The sequence below is a fragment of the Nitrospira sp. MA-1 genome (genome assembly GCA_032139905.1).
Lineage (GTDB): Bacteria > Nitrospirota > Nitrospiria > Nitrospirales > UBA8639 > Nitrospira_E.
In genome coordinates this window covers 749,964-766,184 of record JAQJDB010000006.1, presented here as the reverse complement: position 1 = coordinate 766,184, position 16,221 = coordinate 749,964, and the positions used below count along the sequence as shown (strand labels likewise).

Here is a 16,221-nt window from a genome sequence, read left to right as displayed (position 1 = left end):
TTCCGTAACCTTCCTACTCATACTTACATTAATGATCGCACGGATTCCATTTTCCTAAATTTACTAAAGGCCTCATGAATGAATTTCACAACAAATTGAAGTCATCCACAAAAGGCATGAGAAAGTGAAACTGGGTTATCGTCCTAGAAGATCAACGTCATGATAAAATAGGCCCGTTGAGCCGGGAAGCCTCCCATGGTCCTGACATGGTGCCCATCAAGTCTCACTGGGAAACCGGGAGAAGACCCTACTACCCAAAAGATACCCAAAACCAGAGGCAAATTCTTCAACCTATCCTTACAAATCAGTTAACATCATGATCATTCATTGTTTCCGGAAAATGCGCGAATTTCCTAGGCAATATTAAGCAATCAAGATTGGCGAACATGATTCAGGGAGTAGTTGATCGAGAGTTTGATGGGATGATTGAAAAATCGCCCGTCCCCGTTTTAGTAGAATTTTGGCAGCCCGACTGTGGCCATTGTCGAGCTCTGACCAAAGAATTAGAGCACTTGCAGAAAGAGCTTGGGAAACGCCTTCTCATCCTCACAATGAACGTGCAGGAGAATTTCCTCATTCCCGGGGAATTAGAGATTCATTCCCTTCCTACCTTAGCCCTATTTCTGAATGGGGAATTCAAGCAATTCATTGGTGGGATCGGCAAAAAGGATCAGATCATCGAGCAGCTCTCTCCTTGGCTTGAAAATTCCCATTAGCCCGGTTTTGGATTTATTGAAAATTTTTACGGGTTTCTTTCTTAATGTGATTCAAATATGTTTCACACTTGGAAGAACTATGCCAGGCTTATTACGATGAGAGCTTCTTTCTTCACGTCATGTGCCTCCCCCCATACCCTCTAGTTACTCCAAATTGTCTAACGTTTCATTATATTTCTTTGGCCCCCACAAGGGATGAAGTCGATATGATAGTGATAAAGATAAAAAGCAATAAACCATAGAGAAATGTTGGTTTACAAATCAGGTGTACCTCCTATCGGCGAACGAATTCTGGTAGTCGATGAACAGGAAACTATAATTTTTTCTTCACGACAGATTGAGAAAAATTAGATTTGAAGTTTCCACCTTCCTCGAACAACCTGGAGAGACTTACGGCCCTTAAAACGGAATCCGTTAATGAGATTTTCCTTGACCTTGAAATGCCGATCATCGAGGACTTGACGACGCTAAAACAACTCTGGAAAAGATCTGACCATTTCAGTGGTCATGATGCCTGCAGATCCCACTCGGTCGACGATGATTAAGGCTATCGAAGGCGGGGCCAGCGACTTTCTGTGAATCCCATTTCCGATCATATTCTCAAGCACAAATGCCTTTGGCTATTTTTCTAGAACCCAGTATGGGTTTATTAGGAAAAAGTTCAAACACCTAATAGTCCAGTTGATATTTCTATCTGGGCCAATTGCCCTGACCGGAGGTTCAGAATTACACTGGAGTAAACGAATGACTGGTTGTCCATTATCTCAGGAGGATTCATCATGGCAGGCACAAATCTATTCATTCCTCGTTATGCCTCAATAGCCACACTGTGTGCGCTAGTAATCTTTAGCGGATGTAGTCAGGAGTATTCAACATCTATAGGAGAAGCAGTGGCCAATGAACCCCAGCCCCAACTACTCCCTTCAGATCAACAAGCTTCAAAATTTGATTTCACAAAGGATAAACCGGCTTCACAAATTTACAACTTCACCATGGAAGATATTGATAATAAACCACGCTCCCTCAACGAGTTCAAAGGACAGGTCATGATGATCGTGAATACGGCAAGCTTTTGTGGAAATACGCCGCAGTATGCCGGACTCCAAACCTTATATGAACGATACCGCGATCAAGGATTTACGATTTTGGCCTTTCCGGCGAATGACTTTGGCAAACAGGAACCTGGAGACAACAAGGAAATCGCGGAATTTTGCTATACAAAGTATTCCTTGGAATTCCCGTTGTTTAGTAAAATCACGGTGATTGGTGAACAGAAGCACCCCCTCTATCGCTATCTCACCGAAGACACCAGCTTTAAGGGGGAGATTACCTGGAATTTCCAAAAATTTCTTATTAACCGGAACGGAGCGGTCATTGCTCGGTATGATCCTAAACAGAAGCCCCTGTCTCCACAGATTGTGGACGATATAGAAAACACTCTACGATCTTCCTAAACCTAAGATCGTTTCTCAATATTATTGCTACTCCTGCATGCAACTCATAGAACCAATTGACGTCTGCCCCAAAAATGAACGCCCATCAGAACGCGAGTAAAAAGGCAGCTTCGGTGGTCCAACACGAAAGGAAAAATCTATGAAGCATTCGGAATTCTCGGAGGACCGGTCATCTCTGCCCTTCCCCAAGAGGAAGAGGACACCTCGGTGGGGAACATCTGCCGCCAACCAAGCGTGGCAAAGACGACGTTTTCTGTGTGGAAGAAAAAGTATGCCTATTTGGGGTGAGTGAATTCCGGCGACTCCGGCAGTTGGAAGAAGAAAATGGTCGGTTGAAGCGAGTAGTAGCCTATCTCTCGCTGGATCAGCATAGGCTGTCGGAAGCGTTGCGAAAAAAAGTCTGCGGCCCCGTTCACCGCCGGGAATTAGTTCAGTGGTTTCAGCGGACGTTCGCGGTGAGTGGTGGGCGGGCCTGTCAGTTAGCTCCTCAGTTGAAGCGTGCCTTAGGTATCGACGGAGCCGGGCCAAGGATAAATCGGCATTGCGTTTTCGGATTCGTGATTGGGCGTATGCCCGTCCGCGATTTAGCTATCTGGGGATCTGGGTCCTCTTGTGTAGCGTAAGAGTCCCCGATGGATCAAAAACCCATCCGCCGTCTGTCGACTCGGAGGGCTCCAACTCCGCATACGGGTTTGGAGACGGAAATAGATGGCTTGGCATCGCGGTCCCGCTCCCACGCCCATGGGACCAACTATGCACCGGAGCATGAATTTCGTGCAAGATACTCTGGCGGGGAGACGGTCGTTTCGGATTCTCCCTGTCTTGGATAACTGAAGGTGCCACAGACCAGCGCTAGAGGCGGGGTTTCAAATGTCGGGAAAATTGCGGGCCGGGCCTTGGATTGTGCGCTGAAAGGGAAACCAGGACCGCGGTCGATAACTGTGGATCATGACAGCGAATTCCTATCACGGGCAGTTGCGAGACGAGTGCTCAAGCATTCATCAGGTCGAGTCGCTCAATGCCGTTCAAACGATCATCGAAACGTGGGAACAGGAATCCACGCCGCCTACATAGATCGCTCGGACACCTGACATCGAATGAGTTTATGAGACAACGTCATGTCAATCAAACAGCCGAAATCGCCCTCTTTTCTGGTTGAGAACTACCTCTGAATGGGACCGACGGCACAAAACAGAAAAATCTAGTTTTCATCAAACTGTATTTGGGGAAACCTTACTACCGCAGAGCTCCTCAAATGAAACAATAAAAAAAGTAATGTGAAGTTAAACGACAGAGGAAAAACAGGCAGTTTGGAAGGAAAGGGAAACCTAAATGAATTTATAGAGAGATTCCGGGATGTATAAATGCCGTTTGGTAAACACCATACCAAGGAGATTTCCTTCCTGCATAAGAATCTGATCTCTGACTTTTTTTGCGACAGCCGAACGGGTTTGTTCGGCTTCAACCACCAACACAATACCATCAACAGTTTCACAAAGTGCCAAGCTATCTGCTGTGACATTGGCCGGAGACGAATCTATGAGTATGAGGGAAAACTGTTCACGAACAATTTTCCACATATCAGTAGGATTGTAAAAAGTTCGTGTTGTAAGAGCTGATTGAACTTTGGAAGATAATGTAGCTAGAAAAAGATTCGATTGGTCAACCTGAGAAACGACCCCATCAAGGGCTTTCCCATCCTTTAATACATGATCCAAAGGGGATTTGGCCTCGATCCCGAATGCCTGATACTGCGAGGGGTGCATAAGATCTGCTTCAACAAGAAGGACAGGCTTATTGCTGTGCTGAGAGGAAACCAGAGCAAATTCCCGAACAAGCGTGGACGTACCTTCGCCCTTTCTTGACCCGATGAACTGAATGACATTTTTGTCAGGGCTTGGAAGAAGTGCGGCAATGTTTTGTGCCATGACCATCAATTCGGATTCATTATAAAGCCTTGGACAAGACGTTGTATTTCTAACTTGTAATAAAGAAGGCGACGGGATCGATACAGAAGGAACTTCTATGGGTTCTTTTTTGGACTCATTCCCAGAACCCAACTTTTCCCCATAGGCAATCTGCAAAGCATCGTAAATTTTACTCATAATGTTGTCTTATTCTTTCACGTACTCAGGTAACACAATTTTTTGACCTGGAAGAATGATATCGGGGTCGCTGATTTCTGGGTTATGCCGACGGAGCCATTCCACATATTGCCGGCTTGAAGAACCATAGGCTTCATTGGCTATTTGACTCAAATTATCCCCCTCTCTGACGGCCCTGGTAACTGGTAAAACTGAGCTTGACTTTGAAGCCGCTTCAGTGTGATCCCTGATTTTACCATCAGACTTGGCTGATTCTATTACCTTTTCGACTGGGGTTTTCGTCATAACACCATCCCCTCCTCTATCTGTATGAGGAATAGGTCTATCAATTTCTGAGCCAGATGGGGCCATAGGCATCAACGGCTCTCCAGGTTGACCTATGCTTTCCTGAGACATTTTTTCAGAGGAGGTCGCCCTCACGTTCTGACTGTCACGTTCGCTCAGGCCTACTTGGGATACTCCAGCGTTTCCAGGAAGAAAAATCGGGCTTAATAAAAAAGCACCAATTGCTAAGAGTATGACCACAGCAACACCGACCGCCCACTTCACAAGATATGAGGAACGAGAGCCATTCATGTCAACAAGAATTTCTCGCACCTCGTTAATAGAGACCGGTTTTTGTTGCTTGCCATATCCAGTAATCAGCGCATTATCACAAAGAATATTAATTCTCCGTGGAATCCCCTGAGCCTCACGAATAATCAGTTTCATGGCTCCTTGCGTAAATAAAGGCGCCCCGGTGGATGATGATAGTGCAATCCGATGCTCAATATAGGCTTGGCTTTCTTTCTGTTGCAGCGGATGGATTGTTGCCCGGAGGGCAATGCGCTGGTTTAAGGATTTCAGGGTAGGATGATTCAGCAATGTTGTTAATTCTGGTTGCCCGATTAACACAATTTGGATAAGTTTGTCTGTGGATGTTTCCAGGTTAGAAAGCAGCCGCAACTGCTCCAATGTTTTAACTGGCATATTTTGAGCTTCGTCAATTACCAGCACAACGGTGCTATCCCGCCGGTATTCTTGAATCAACGCTTCCTGAAGTTGATTGACCATCTCAGCGGAATCATCATGAGACGGGACAAGGTCCAGGCTTCGAAATATGTCGGTCAGAAGCCCATGAAAAGATAATACTGGATTAAGAATGTAGACTGTTTTCTGTTTCCGGTCACTCGTCTTTTCAAGATACGCACGAATAATCGTCGTTTTCCCAACCCCGACTTCGCCATAAATGGCGACAAAACCTTTTCTTCTCTCAATTCCATAGATAATAGCCCCCATCGCTTCCTTATGGCTGGGGCTCAGATAAAGGAAATTTGGGTCAGGAGTGGTATGAAATGGTTCTTTTTTGAGTCCGTAAAATGCTAGATACATAGTGATAAATTTCTTATTACAGCTTTTGACCAAAAGTGGCCAGGAGGGGAAGGTTTAAATCGTTTGCCGCTTGTTCAGGGCGAGTATAGGCACCTTGGAAGTACTCTAATAGAAGTCCAAATCCGGCTCCAGCCATTATCCCCAAAATGGCTCCCAACGTTACAAGCAGTATTGGAGAACGTCCAGCTGGGCCTCCAGGGACCTCTGCGCGTTGGATCACGCTAATATTGGCCATTTTGAGCCGGTCCATTTCTTCAGATACATTCGCTTCCTCTACTCGAGAAAGATACAAATTGTAATTTTGCTCATCTGCTGCCCTCTGCCGCTCCAGGACAATCATTTCTTTATTTAATTCGTCAAGTCTCTGGATTTTTTTGTCAAGATCCTCCATTTGAAGGGCAATCACCTCACGGCTTGCCTGGAGGGTTGTTGACTCGGACACGGCCCCCAGTCTCTCCTTTTCAAGCTCGCTATACATTGCTTTCTTTCCACTTGCTATTGTATTGGCACGCTCGTTTTTTTGTTCGGCAAGAATAAACTGTTCCACCTGGTCAATTTCCGTTCGAAGGCTTAAAACAGGAAAACTAGTTTCGGTGTACTTGGCTAAAAGCTTTTGTTCTTCACGTCTCAGAGCAAACAATTCCGCTTTGGCCTTTTCCAGGTTTCCCCCTTCTTCCACTGTGGAATCAGAAATACTTTCGAGAATGGTTTTCATCTGAGTATCAAGTGAAGCGATTTTACCTACCAATCCTTGCAGCTTATTCTTGGTGGTTTTGTAATCACTATCCAGAGTGGCCCGCTGATCCAGGAGACGGCGTTGCTGTTCGACAAGAGGGGAGGAAAGATCATGCCTATGTTTAAAAGCCTGAAGATTTGCTTCTGACTGTTCCAATTTCTCCTGGTAGGTATGTAATTGTTTCGTTAAAAATGAAGCCTTCGGATCGCTAAACACTTGAAGATGCTTCTCTTTCAGTAATTCAACAAGGAGGTTGAGTGCTTCAGCTGCAACCTCAGGCCGGGGATTCAAATACGATATTTCAAGTACGCTCGAACCCTTGACGGGGATGGGTAGAAGATTCTTCAAAAATGTTGAAACCCCCTTTTCTAAAGGGTCGTGAATCTCCAATGAAGGGTCTAAAAATTCCGGATAGACTTTTTCAATACCTAAAGTGCTTACGACCCGCCTTATGAGGTCCTTACTAGAAATAATCTCTAATTCCGATTGAAGAGCAGCATCCTCATTATATTTAACAAATTGACCTTCTTTCCCTACTTCAGGACGAAATACATGCTCCCTCCCAAGCTTCAAAAGTAGACTGGTTTTAGCTTCATAGAGAGGGACTAATGTAAAGACATAGCCTGCAACAATGCCAACAACCAACAGAAAAATAGTGAGGACCTTAGTCTTATGCTTAAAAAGAGCGGTCAGAACATCTCGTACACTTCCCAGGGGGTAGGGTAAACCATCATCAGCCGCATAGACTTCAGGTTCCATATGTTATTTCCCTCCAAAATTCCCTTCAGCAGCTGTTGTGCCGGAATCTTCCCCTGGCACATTTGTTGATCGAAGAAGGACCGCCACTTCAGGATTTTTGAGTTGCCCGGAATATGTCTTGATTAATATCGCTCGAATTTGTTCCACGGTATGTCCAACAACAGTAATTTCACCGACCAACTGCAAGGCGATACGCCCATCAGGACGGACCAGAACGGTTTCATTGAGTTCCGGATTGAAAAAGAATTTAATATCGAGCTGATCCCCAACCTGAATTTGATAATCTTGTGGTGGCGTCTTCCCTACTTTGGTGAGATAATTTATGTAATTTTTTTCATCTGCTGTGACTTGGCGCCGAAGTTCATCGAGTTCCGGCCCCAAATTTCTCAGCCTATCCAGTTCCTTGTCCACACCAGCAATCTGTTGCTTAATCACTTCACTCTGAGCTTCAGCTGATACGAGATCGGCTTGGGTGTGAAATAATTGCATTTCCATCTCAAGATAGAGCGGGTTTTTGCCAGTGGATACACTACGGGCCACTTGAGATTCCTGTTCCTTTATGAACTGATTAATCAATTCCATTTCTTTTCGAATTGACTGAATATGAGGGTTATTCTCGGTATATTTGTTTAAAAGTTCCTGCTCTTTTAATTGCAGGGTTAGTAAATTATTCTTGGCCCCACCAACTACCCCTTGCTCTGAAGCCGAACTGGAAAGAGGGATCTGTTCTGGAATTTGGCTTATCTGACCCTGCACCCAAGCAAGTCTCTCTTGAAAGCCTTTGACTTGGTTTTCGGCCTGCTTTAATGAATCGTCCAAAGATAAACGCTGTTGAAGAAGATGATTCATTTGCGTTTCAATTAATATAATTCCATGCTTCCGTTGAAAATCCTGAAGACGCCCCTCGGATTCTTCCAGGCTTTGTTGATAAGAACGGAGTTGTTGTTTCATAATCGAAAATACTTCATTTTCAATTTTTTCTATATCTTCAGGGTTCGAAGCCTTTCCGATTACTACTGATCCGGGGTCGGCATAAGCGGGTGTCTGATGGACGGAAATTCCCCCACAGAGGACGAGTGCGAGTAAAACAGGCACAGTGTTTGGCCTAATCAGAGAATGTCTATAAAACCATCGATAAGCTAATTGAATATTTGTAATATCCACGGTATTCCTTTCATTCCTTTTCAAAACAAATCTCTCTTAATGGCATTAATCTCCATTGGTAATATAGAAAAGGATTGAGCCTGGAAATGCAGGCAACATTCTTACTTACACAGGCAAACCCATTGACCTACCAAAATGACCTTGGCACATAGACCATATCAGACGGGAGTAGTCGAATATCCTGACTCAAATCCCCTCCATTGAGAGCCCTGTCCAAATCCACATTAATAACAAATCTCTGACCATCTTGATCCTCACGTATTACTTTCACGTCGCCTTTCTTAGCCGTATCCTCCTTCATACCCCCGGCACGCGCAATTGCTTGCAACACACTTAGTGATCCGACCATTTCATATTCTCCCGGTGTTTTGACTTCCCCATCGACATAGATTCTATAAGGCTCCCGGACTGAACGAACAATGACGGCAATCTCCGGATTTTTCAGTTGTCCAACATATTTTTCCTCCAAAATGCTTTTAAGCTGAATGGGGGTCAAATCTGCGGCCTTAACTTCATGAACCAATTGGAGGGAAATATGCCCATCAGGGCGCACAACTAAATCCTCTTCATTTAATTCCGGATTAAAAAAGAATTTTACGCTTAATTGGTCCCCAGGTTGGATTATATAACGTGGATCATCGATATTGATTCTTTCATGCTCTTGCCCAGGAACTAAAGATGGAGGATCAACTTTTGTTTTTCCAGAAAGAGCAGGGTAACCATTTGGTTCCAAATTCGAAGCATCAACGGTTTTCATTCCCTTCCACCCTGAATTACAGCCACACAGGAGAATAAACGTAGCCACAACAAATAGAATTCTCATCCTCTTAAGTTCCTTCATTAGTAGCAAACCCTCTCTAGATACCCCAATTAACACCATCCGACCAGGGGAAAAATTTAAAAAAGCCTTCTCGACTCACTTAAGCATATGTTTCTAAACGATATTTCATTTTTTACCGCTATTAACGAAGGTAAATTTACTTACCACAGCAACTGACCCTTGTAGACAAGGGTAATCTCTTCACAACTTTTTACCCTAACTAAAAACATTAACTTATAAAAACAATTTTTATCAAGATCAAGCAAACTTAAGGCTTTATGCCCTCTCGGATAAATCAAACTGAAAATTAAGAATAACAGGAAATTTGGATCCTATGGGCTTTCAAGCAGAATCGAGAATCAACCTATTGTCACCCACTATCCGTCAAACTCGCGGGTTTTAGCTAGGCAATCTTATCAGTGAATTTGATATTCCTCACTCATTGCTGCCAGTTCCAAAATTTCAGGACGATGAAAAGTCGGGACCAACTGCTGAAGGAGCTCAATCACCGAGGGAGAATGGCCCAATATCTGTACATCCTCCAACTTGCTCAGAATATTTGTCAGGAATGCCTGATCAAGGGACTGGATTGATTGAATCCTGAGGATCTTATCAATTGATGAAGGCACAGCTCGCTCACATTCCCCGACCAATTCTTCTTCGAGCTTTTCTCCAGGTCGAAGACCGATAAACTGGATGGGAATATTTTTTTCAGGCACATGGCCAGAGAGTCGAATGAGGTTACGCGCGAGATCCACAAGTTTGATTTGTCCGCCCATCTCGAGGACATAAATAGCGCCTTGCTCCCCAAGGGCAGCAGCCTGCAATACTAAGATCACCGCTTCAGGAATCAGCATGAAATAGCGCCGAACCTCAGGATGTGTGACCGTGACTGGTCCCCCAGCCTTTATCTGTTTTTGGAAGCGCGGCACGACACTTCCATTACTGCCCAAAACATTACCAAAGCGAACGGTCAGGAATCGCGTTTGACTCTGATTCTGACTCGCCATGGCCTGGACAACCAATTCCGCCACCCGTTTGGTCGCCCCCATGACACTGGATGGATTGACAGCCTTATCTGTTGAAATCAAGACAAAATGCTCGACACCAAAGTGTGCGGCCGCTTCGGCCACTAAACGTGTGCCCAAGACATTATTCTTAAAAGCTTCTCCGGGATTCGCTTCCATTAACGGCACATGCTTGTGGGCCGCCGCATGGAATATGATCTCGGGACGGTACGTCTTGAATGTCTCGTGGAGACGTGGAACATCCGTGATATCTCCCAGCACTTCATGAATCACACCGGCATGGCCTTGATCCGTCAGCTCCCCCGCAATCGCGTATAAACTGTTCTCGTGTCGTTCATATAGGATGAGGGTCTTAGGCCCTAGCGCGATAATTTGGCGGCAGAGCTCAGAACCAATAGACCCGCCCGCCCCAGTCACCAATACTCGCTTCCCATCAATTAAATTGCGAACGGGCTGGGGGTCCAACCCCACAGGGGGACGCTGAAGCAGATCCTCAATCGCGAGATCCCGTATCTGATTGATCGTGACTTTGCCTTCCAGGATATCACCCAAGTTCGGGAGGGTCTTGATACGCACGTTAAATGGCGCCAAAAGTGCCGTTATGTCGCGAAGAACGGCTGAATTCGTCCCAGGCAAGGCCACTAAGACTTCCTCCGGTAAGTGCGTGTGAAGAATGCGTGATAGATCCTGGCGTGTTCCCAGAACTTTTACTCCATGGATGCGCTTGCTCAATTTGGAGACATCATCGTCCACAAATCCAATGGGCGTATAGGATGAGGTGGAATGTGATTGCATCTCCCGAACGATGTTTTCACCGGCATCACCAGCCCCAATAATGAGAACACGTTTCGTTTTTCTCAAAACCTTTCGCTCCCGAAAGATTCGGACAGCAAGCCGGATCCCACAAAGAAATCCGACTAAAAGGATACTATCAATGATAAAAATGGACCGGGGATAGCCGGGAATACCAAGCCCCCAATTGACGAAGCCATAGAACACCACGGTCCCAGCCAATACCCCACCCGTAATTTTTTTTAAATCCCAGATACTAATATACCGCCACAGCCCTTCATTCAGGCGAAAAACCCCAAAGGCAATCCCACGAATTACAAGCAGACCTGGCAAAGTCTTGAGCAAAAGTTGCGTGGCGTCTTGGGGAAGATGGCCGTCAAATCTCAACCAGAACGCCAGATAATTGGCCAACACAATCAGGCCCAGATCCAGCGTTATGATAATGGGACGCCGGTATTTGGTAATAAGCTGGAAAACCACCGACCCCTCAAGAAAAGCCACTTCATCATGATTGTCACGATCGGTAACCTTTAAAATTACACTCCGTAAACCCAGAAGTTGCAATAGCGTCTGGGCAATGACGGCAAGGTCAAAAGCAAAAGAAGCATGTTCAATATATAGCTTTGCTAAGCGGATTTTTTCCGGCAGGATCCTATTCGTATACTCGTCTTCGGGTTTCTCGACTTTTCCGAGCACGCTCTTTTCATCGATGTATTTCAGAGAAGCCAGGTCCGTTAAACCAGGCCGGACCGTCAAAACATCGTGATAGTCCTCTTTAAACTTTTCAACATAATAGGCCACCTCCGGACGTGGGCCTACCAGACTCATATCCCCTATCAAAACATTGAACAGCTGCGGAAGCTCGTCAAGCTTCAACTGGCGCAAATACTTTCCTATGCTGGTCACACGAGGATCTTCGCCAATGGTCAGCTCCCCTCCCTTTGCAGAGACGTCCTGCTCAATCGTGCGAAATTTATACAGACAAAATGGCCGAAACCCTCGTCCCACGCGCTCCTGACAGGACAACACAGGCCCGCGAGAGTTCACTTTAATAAGGAAGGCGAGCAGGACAAAGAGGGGCATACACACCACTAAGCCAAAAAACGCACCAAGAGTGTCAACAACACGCTTAGTCATCACCGGTACTCCTGAATGAACATTGAACCCACTTGAATGGAATGTAAATTTTGATCTCTATCATTTTCCAATTAGATAGAAAAGGAGAGCTACCACCACAAGGAGGGGGGGAACAGACCATGTATCCACTAGAAAGCTTCAAGAATCTGAGTCTCAATGCCTCGATTACTTATCGCCAGTGCGATTTGATAAGGGTTGCGACAACCTCAATGACATATTGGATATGACCTTCTGGCATTTTGGGATAAATGGGAAGAGAAATAATTCGTTCAAATACGGAACTAGCCACAGAGAAATCTTTGGGGAGATACCGGTAATTATCCCTATAATAGGGGTGAAGATGCAAGAGGATAAAATGCACACTGGTTCCGATGCCCTGTTTATTCAAAAATCTATAATTTGGTTCTATCCGAACTATAATATTCCTAGGCCTAAATGTAATAATGGAAGGATATCAGCTGTACTCAACGTTCTCCATCACAGGGTGAATCGTAATCCGAGCTAAACCCGAAAGTAGTGTTTGACTTGAATTGAAAAGTCCCAGCCTCTCGGGTGGCCATGGGTGTTGGAAGACGACCACCACGAATGAGAAACGCCATGTTGAAGGAGCGTAGCAAACCAGAGAAACAAGAGCGAGGAAGAAACGATGCACTGATGGACTTGATTCAGAGTGGAGCCCAACAACTTCTCGCCCATGCCCTTAATGCGGAAGTGGCTGGACTAGTTGCAACCCCTGGAAACTATTGAGGTTAATGTAATACTCCACAGAAATCAAGCCACCTGTTAACCTTTTTCTGCCTACATTGACAAGAACTCTGGCCCTCTGACGCTTGAGAGGGCCGCACCTCGTTGTCCCATCGCATCCATCAAGTGATCCGTTGCTGGGCTTCACATACAACAAACATCCCAATATTGCTTGGAAGTATAAACTCATTCGGCGCGATACCGTCACCAACGCGGCGATACATGACAGTCAAGCCCTCGACGAGGTTTTGCTGGCTAAGACCGCTGGCTGTGACGTCTGGGCAGATGCGGTCTATCGTTTTCAGGCGATCGAAGCCAAACTGAAACGGCGAAAGCTGCGCTCTCGGGTTCAGTATAAAGGGTATCGGATACCCTTCTGATGGCGGCTCAACATCAGACCAGTTGGCGTCGGCCGCGCGTTTGAGCCCGCGTCGAACATAACTTTGGCCATCATGTCACGCCGATGGAGGGCAAGGTGCTTCCCACAATCGGGTTTGTCCAGGCTCGGGCCAAAATTGGGCTCCGGAATCTGGCGTATAATTTTCACCGATTTCTTCTGTTCACTCTTCCGGCCCAAGGGCAATTGCTTTAATCAATGAGCCAAGGGGGAACCATGGGCCGGAACCCAGATGTCAGGAGACCGCTCGCATCCTTTCCCCCCGTAGGACCGTTTCCATAATGGGTTCGCTTACCCAATGACAAATAAGGCGACCTTCAGATTTTTTGAGGTGCCCTTATGTCAGTTTGAGACCCCAGCATGATCATCCTTAATCGAACATGTCGAAGGCAAAATTCTCAACTGCCCAGCGGCCTGTATTACCGGGGTCGGTCACCAGTCAGAAAATCCGCTCTCTCCTCTCTTCAACTGGGTTAAAAAGAGAGGAGCTACCAACACTCGAAGGACCTATATATGGAAAATAACCCAAGAACGGTGACAGCTCACCGCCGCTTACACAAACAACTTGGAATCTCCCACAAACCCTTTTATACCCAATCTAGATAAAACCTGTTCACGAACTACAACATACAAAACCACAAAAATTGTGGCAAATAATACTACTAGCCCAACGGAACTATAAGGAAGAAAAAGGATTAATATAGCATTAACTACCAACTGCAATAGTCCATAAACACTGGAAATAATCAGGTGTGATTTCCCCATTTCATTCGAAAGATATTGGTATAAATGTGACCGGTGTGGTTTAAATATATTTTCACCCTTTCTCAACCGATACAAAATAGTCACTACCGAGTCAACACCAAACACCAAAAACAAAAAAATCCAAGAGAATTGTTGCGTTTCAATGATCAACTTCACTAACAAAAAAACCTGAATGAATGCCAGGGTTATACTTCCAACATCACCGGCAAAGCACACAGCACGTCTTCGGAAATTATAAAAAAGAAATACCAAAATACTCATCAAGATATACAGTGGAAGACTGTCATCTATGAAATGAATAATTTCTTGATTAATATAGAAAAAGGTCAAGAGGTTAACCAGACCATATATTCCCGTAATACCATTGATGCCGTCCATAAAATTAAAGGAATTTATGGCTCCAATACCAACGATAATAACCGGAAAAAAAATCCATAGCGGCTGGGCAAACAGCTCAACCTGAATTCCAAGCAAAATAATGCTGATCAGGTGCACAAAAAAACGGACGGATGCAGACAAGCTCCGAACATCATCAGCAAAACTAACGATAGCAATTAGCAACACTGCAGCAATAAACCATGGATAGAGCTTGGCATTAAGAGAAAACCAAAACAGGAGAGCTACGACAAAAACAACTCCCCCGCCCCGTATGGTTGGCAAAAGGTGTGAACTGCGTTGATTTGGTACATCAACAATTCCTGCATGAAGGGCTAATTTAAAATAAAGGTGGTTTGCAACAATAAGTGCAATTAGTGTTGCGATTAGAAAAATGCCTTTAGGATATTCTAAAAGCATCAATCACTCGACTGGGATTCCAACCTAGCACTTGCCGGGCCTTTTGATCATTGAATGTAAGCGTTGAAATTATTTTTTCAACTTTCCTGGGGGTAATTGGCGATCTCCCAGGAGTAATGATATCCACTAACTTTCCGCAAAAACCAATACAACGGGCGGCAAAGGCTGGAATATTTCTCGGCCTACTAACACCGAGCTGCCCAGATATGACACCCTCAAGATCAAAAAATGACGGATGGTGACCATCCGTCAAATGATAAACACCAGGAAAATCTATTGCTGTTGGGATAATCTTAGCTACATCGGAAGCCATCACTATGCTCTTTCTAGCTTTTCCCCCATCAATACTGAAATAGCGACCATTTTTCATGGCATTTATCATGGCACCCAGGTTTCCTGGTGGAAATGCGCCCGCCAAAAGCGGCAACCGTAAAATTGTAAGTGCAACACCATGAACCTCACACCATTGCCGCAATAAATATTCTGCCTCAACTTTACTTTTTCCATAGGGATCATTCGCCTGCAATGGATGGTCCTCGGAGATATTTTCACCCCTCATCAATCCATAAACTGAAACCGAACTTATAAACAAAAATGACTTCGGCAATGTCCTTTCATGAAGAAGGCTTTTCAGTAAATTATCAGTTATACCAAGATTTACCCTAAAAAATTCATCTTGTTCCGATTGTGATGAAGGAATTTTGTGGGCAAGACCGGCAGCGTGAATAATACAATCCAATGACCCCAAACCCCTGTATATTCCAGAACTAAAATCAAACGCTATATCATTTCCTTTCGATCTTCCAATCGTAAGCAATTCAAAATCTGCCTTCAGCTTTTCAACCAATTGCTTGCCAAGAAACCCCGAAGCACCTGTGAGTAAGATTCGGGTCATTCTGCTAGAAAATAAAGTATTTCCCAATCCATTACCAAGTCTGAACTCTGGATCGGGTACGGATAAGTTGGTCGACATTTTGAATGCGGCAATGAATCTTAGTGAATATTTGCTTAAGGGGCATATAGAGAGGTCCGCCGCATTGTTGGTATTGACCTGATGGGCGATCGCATCAAGTATGGCAAAGACCATTCCAGGTTTCAATGCCGCAGTCCCCTGCGGGGGTGAATTAAGATTTACCCAGGACGCCAGTATCGTCTCATCGCGATAGTTATTACATTCCTTCCTTCATGTCTGCCCAGATCTCTGGCAAGAAGCAAGGCCGCAGAAAGTTCAGAAAATGCGGGAGTGGCTTCGGAACGAAGTCATGAATGAGTGGCGCCCACAGTTGGAGAGTGCCACATTGCCGAAGAAAGTGCGATCCATTTATCGGGTGGCCGGGACTTGGTCAGGAAACGAGGACACCTCTGTCATGATGGTTTTCATCCTCCGGTCAGGCTCGAAACTCATCCCGCTTCAGACTCACTTTCTGTTGAAAACTCG

General features: G+C 45.1%; 14 protein-coding genes. 5 read left to right on the top strand and 9 right to left on the bottom strand.

The genetic code is table 11. The annotated features are described in order from the left end of the window. Nucleotides 1–386 precede the first annotated feature (386 nt). The 3 genes from PJI16_10785 to PJI16_10775 all read left to right on the top strand — a co-directional run bounded on the left by PJI16_10785 (nt 387) and on the right by PJI16_10775 (nt 2,793). Nucleotides 387–716, top strand: coding sequence for a thioredoxin domain-containing protein (locus PJI16_10785; GenBank protein MDT3778043.1), 330 nt, complete (start codon nt 387–389; stop codon nt 714–716). Between the two features lie 779 nt (nt 717–1,495). Beyond that, nucleotides 1,496–2,170, top strand: a complete 675-nt coding sequence (locus tag PJI16_10780) for a glutathione peroxidase (protein MDT3778042.1) — start codon at nt 1,496–1,498, stop codon at nt 2,168–2,170. 257 nt (nt 2,171–2,427) lie between these two features. Beyond that, nucleotides 2,428–2,793: a hypothetical protein gene (locus tag PJI16_10775; GenBank protein ID MDT3778041.1), complete on the top strand. Its 366-nt coding sequence runs from the start codon at nt 2,428–2,430 to the stop codon at nt 2,791–2,793. Between the two features lie 705 nt (nt 2,794–3,498). Here PJI16_10775 and PJI16_10770 read toward each other — a convergent pair. The 7 genes from PJI16_10770 to PJI16_10740 all read right to left on the bottom strand — a co-directional run bounded on the left by PJI16_10770 (nt 3,499) and on the right by PJI16_10740 (nt 12,470). Beyond that, on the bottom strand, nt 3,499–4,098 hold the full coding sequence (locus tag PJI16_10770; protein MDT3778040.1) for a CpsD/CapB family tyrosine-protein kinase: 600 nt from the start codon (nt 4,096–4,098) through the stop codon (nt 3,499–3,501). A 186-nt stretch (nt 4,099–4,284) separates the two neighbouring features. Continuing rightward, nucleotides 4,285–5,679, bottom strand: coding sequence for an AAA family ATPase (locus PJI16_10765; protein ID MDT3778039.1), 1,395 nt, complete (start codon nt 5,677–5,679; stop codon nt 4,285–4,287). After that, nucleotides 5,663–7,141 (bottom strand): GumC family protein, encoded by a 1,479-nt coding sequence (locus tag PJI16_10760; protein MDT3778038.1) that lies wholly within the window; start codon nt 7,139–7,141, stop codon nt 5,663–5,665. Before PJI16_10760 ends, PJI16_10765 begins: the two co-directional genes overlap by 17 nt. Before the next feature lie 3 nt (nt 7,142–7,144). Next, nucleotides 7,145–8,305: a polysaccharide biosynthesis/export family protein gene (locus PJI16_10755; GenBank protein ID MDT3778037.1), complete on the bottom strand. Its 1,161-nt coding sequence runs from the start codon at nt 8,303–8,305 to the stop codon at nt 7,145–7,147. Between the two features lie 127 nt (nt 8,306–8,432). Further along, a complete protein-coding gene (locus PJI16_10750) occupies nt 8,433–9,062 on the bottom strand; it encodes a polysaccharide export protein (GenBank protein MDT3778036.1) in 630 nt (209 codons plus the stop codon). 479 nt (nt 9,063–9,541) lie between these two features. Next, nucleotides 9,542–12,082, bottom strand: a complete 2,541-nt coding sequence (locus PJI16_10745; protein ID MDT3778035.1) for a polysaccharide biosynthesis protein — start codon at nt 12,080–12,082, stop codon at nt 9,542–9,544. A 169-nt stretch (nt 12,083–12,251) separates the two neighbouring features. After that, nucleotides 12,252–12,470 (bottom strand): DegT/DnrJ/EryC1/StrS family aminotransferase, encoded by a 219-nt coding sequence (locus PJI16_10740; protein ID MDT3778034.1) that lies wholly within the window; start codon nt 12,468–12,470, stop codon nt 12,252–12,254. Between the two features lie 209 nt (nt 12,471–12,679). Between PJI16_10740 and PJI16_10735 the strand changes: the two genes are divergently transcribed. Both PJI16_10735 and PJI16_10730 read left to right on the top strand, forming a co-directional pair. Beyond that, on the top strand, nt 12,680–12,829 hold the full coding sequence (locus tag PJI16_10735) for a hypothetical protein (GenBank protein MDT3778033.1): 150 nt from the start codon (nt 12,680–12,682) through the stop codon (nt 12,827–12,829). Nucleotides 12,830–12,960: 131 nt separating this feature from the next. Then, nucleotides 12,961–13,206: a hypothetical protein gene (locus PJI16_10730; GenBank protein MDT3778032.1), complete on the top strand. Its 246-nt coding sequence runs from the start codon at nt 12,961–12,963 to the stop codon at nt 13,204–13,206. Between the two features lie 569 nt (nt 13,207–13,775). Here PJI16_10730 and PJI16_10725 read toward each other — a convergent pair. Further along, nucleotides 13,776–14,783: a glycosyltransferase family 4 protein gene (locus PJI16_10725; GenBank protein MDT3778031.1), complete on the bottom strand. Its 1,008-nt coding sequence runs from the start codon at nt 14,781–14,783 to the stop codon at nt 13,776–13,778. Beyond that, complete coding sequence (locus PJI16_10720; protein MDT3778030.1) at nt 14,764–15,882, bottom strand: NAD-dependent epimerase/dehydratase family protein; 1,119 nt, start codon at nt 15,880–15,882, stop codon at nt 14,764–14,766. The genes PJI16_10725 and PJI16_10720 overlap by 20 nt, the downstream gene beginning before the upstream one ends. Between the last annotated feature and the right edge of the window lie 339 nt (nt 15,883–16,221).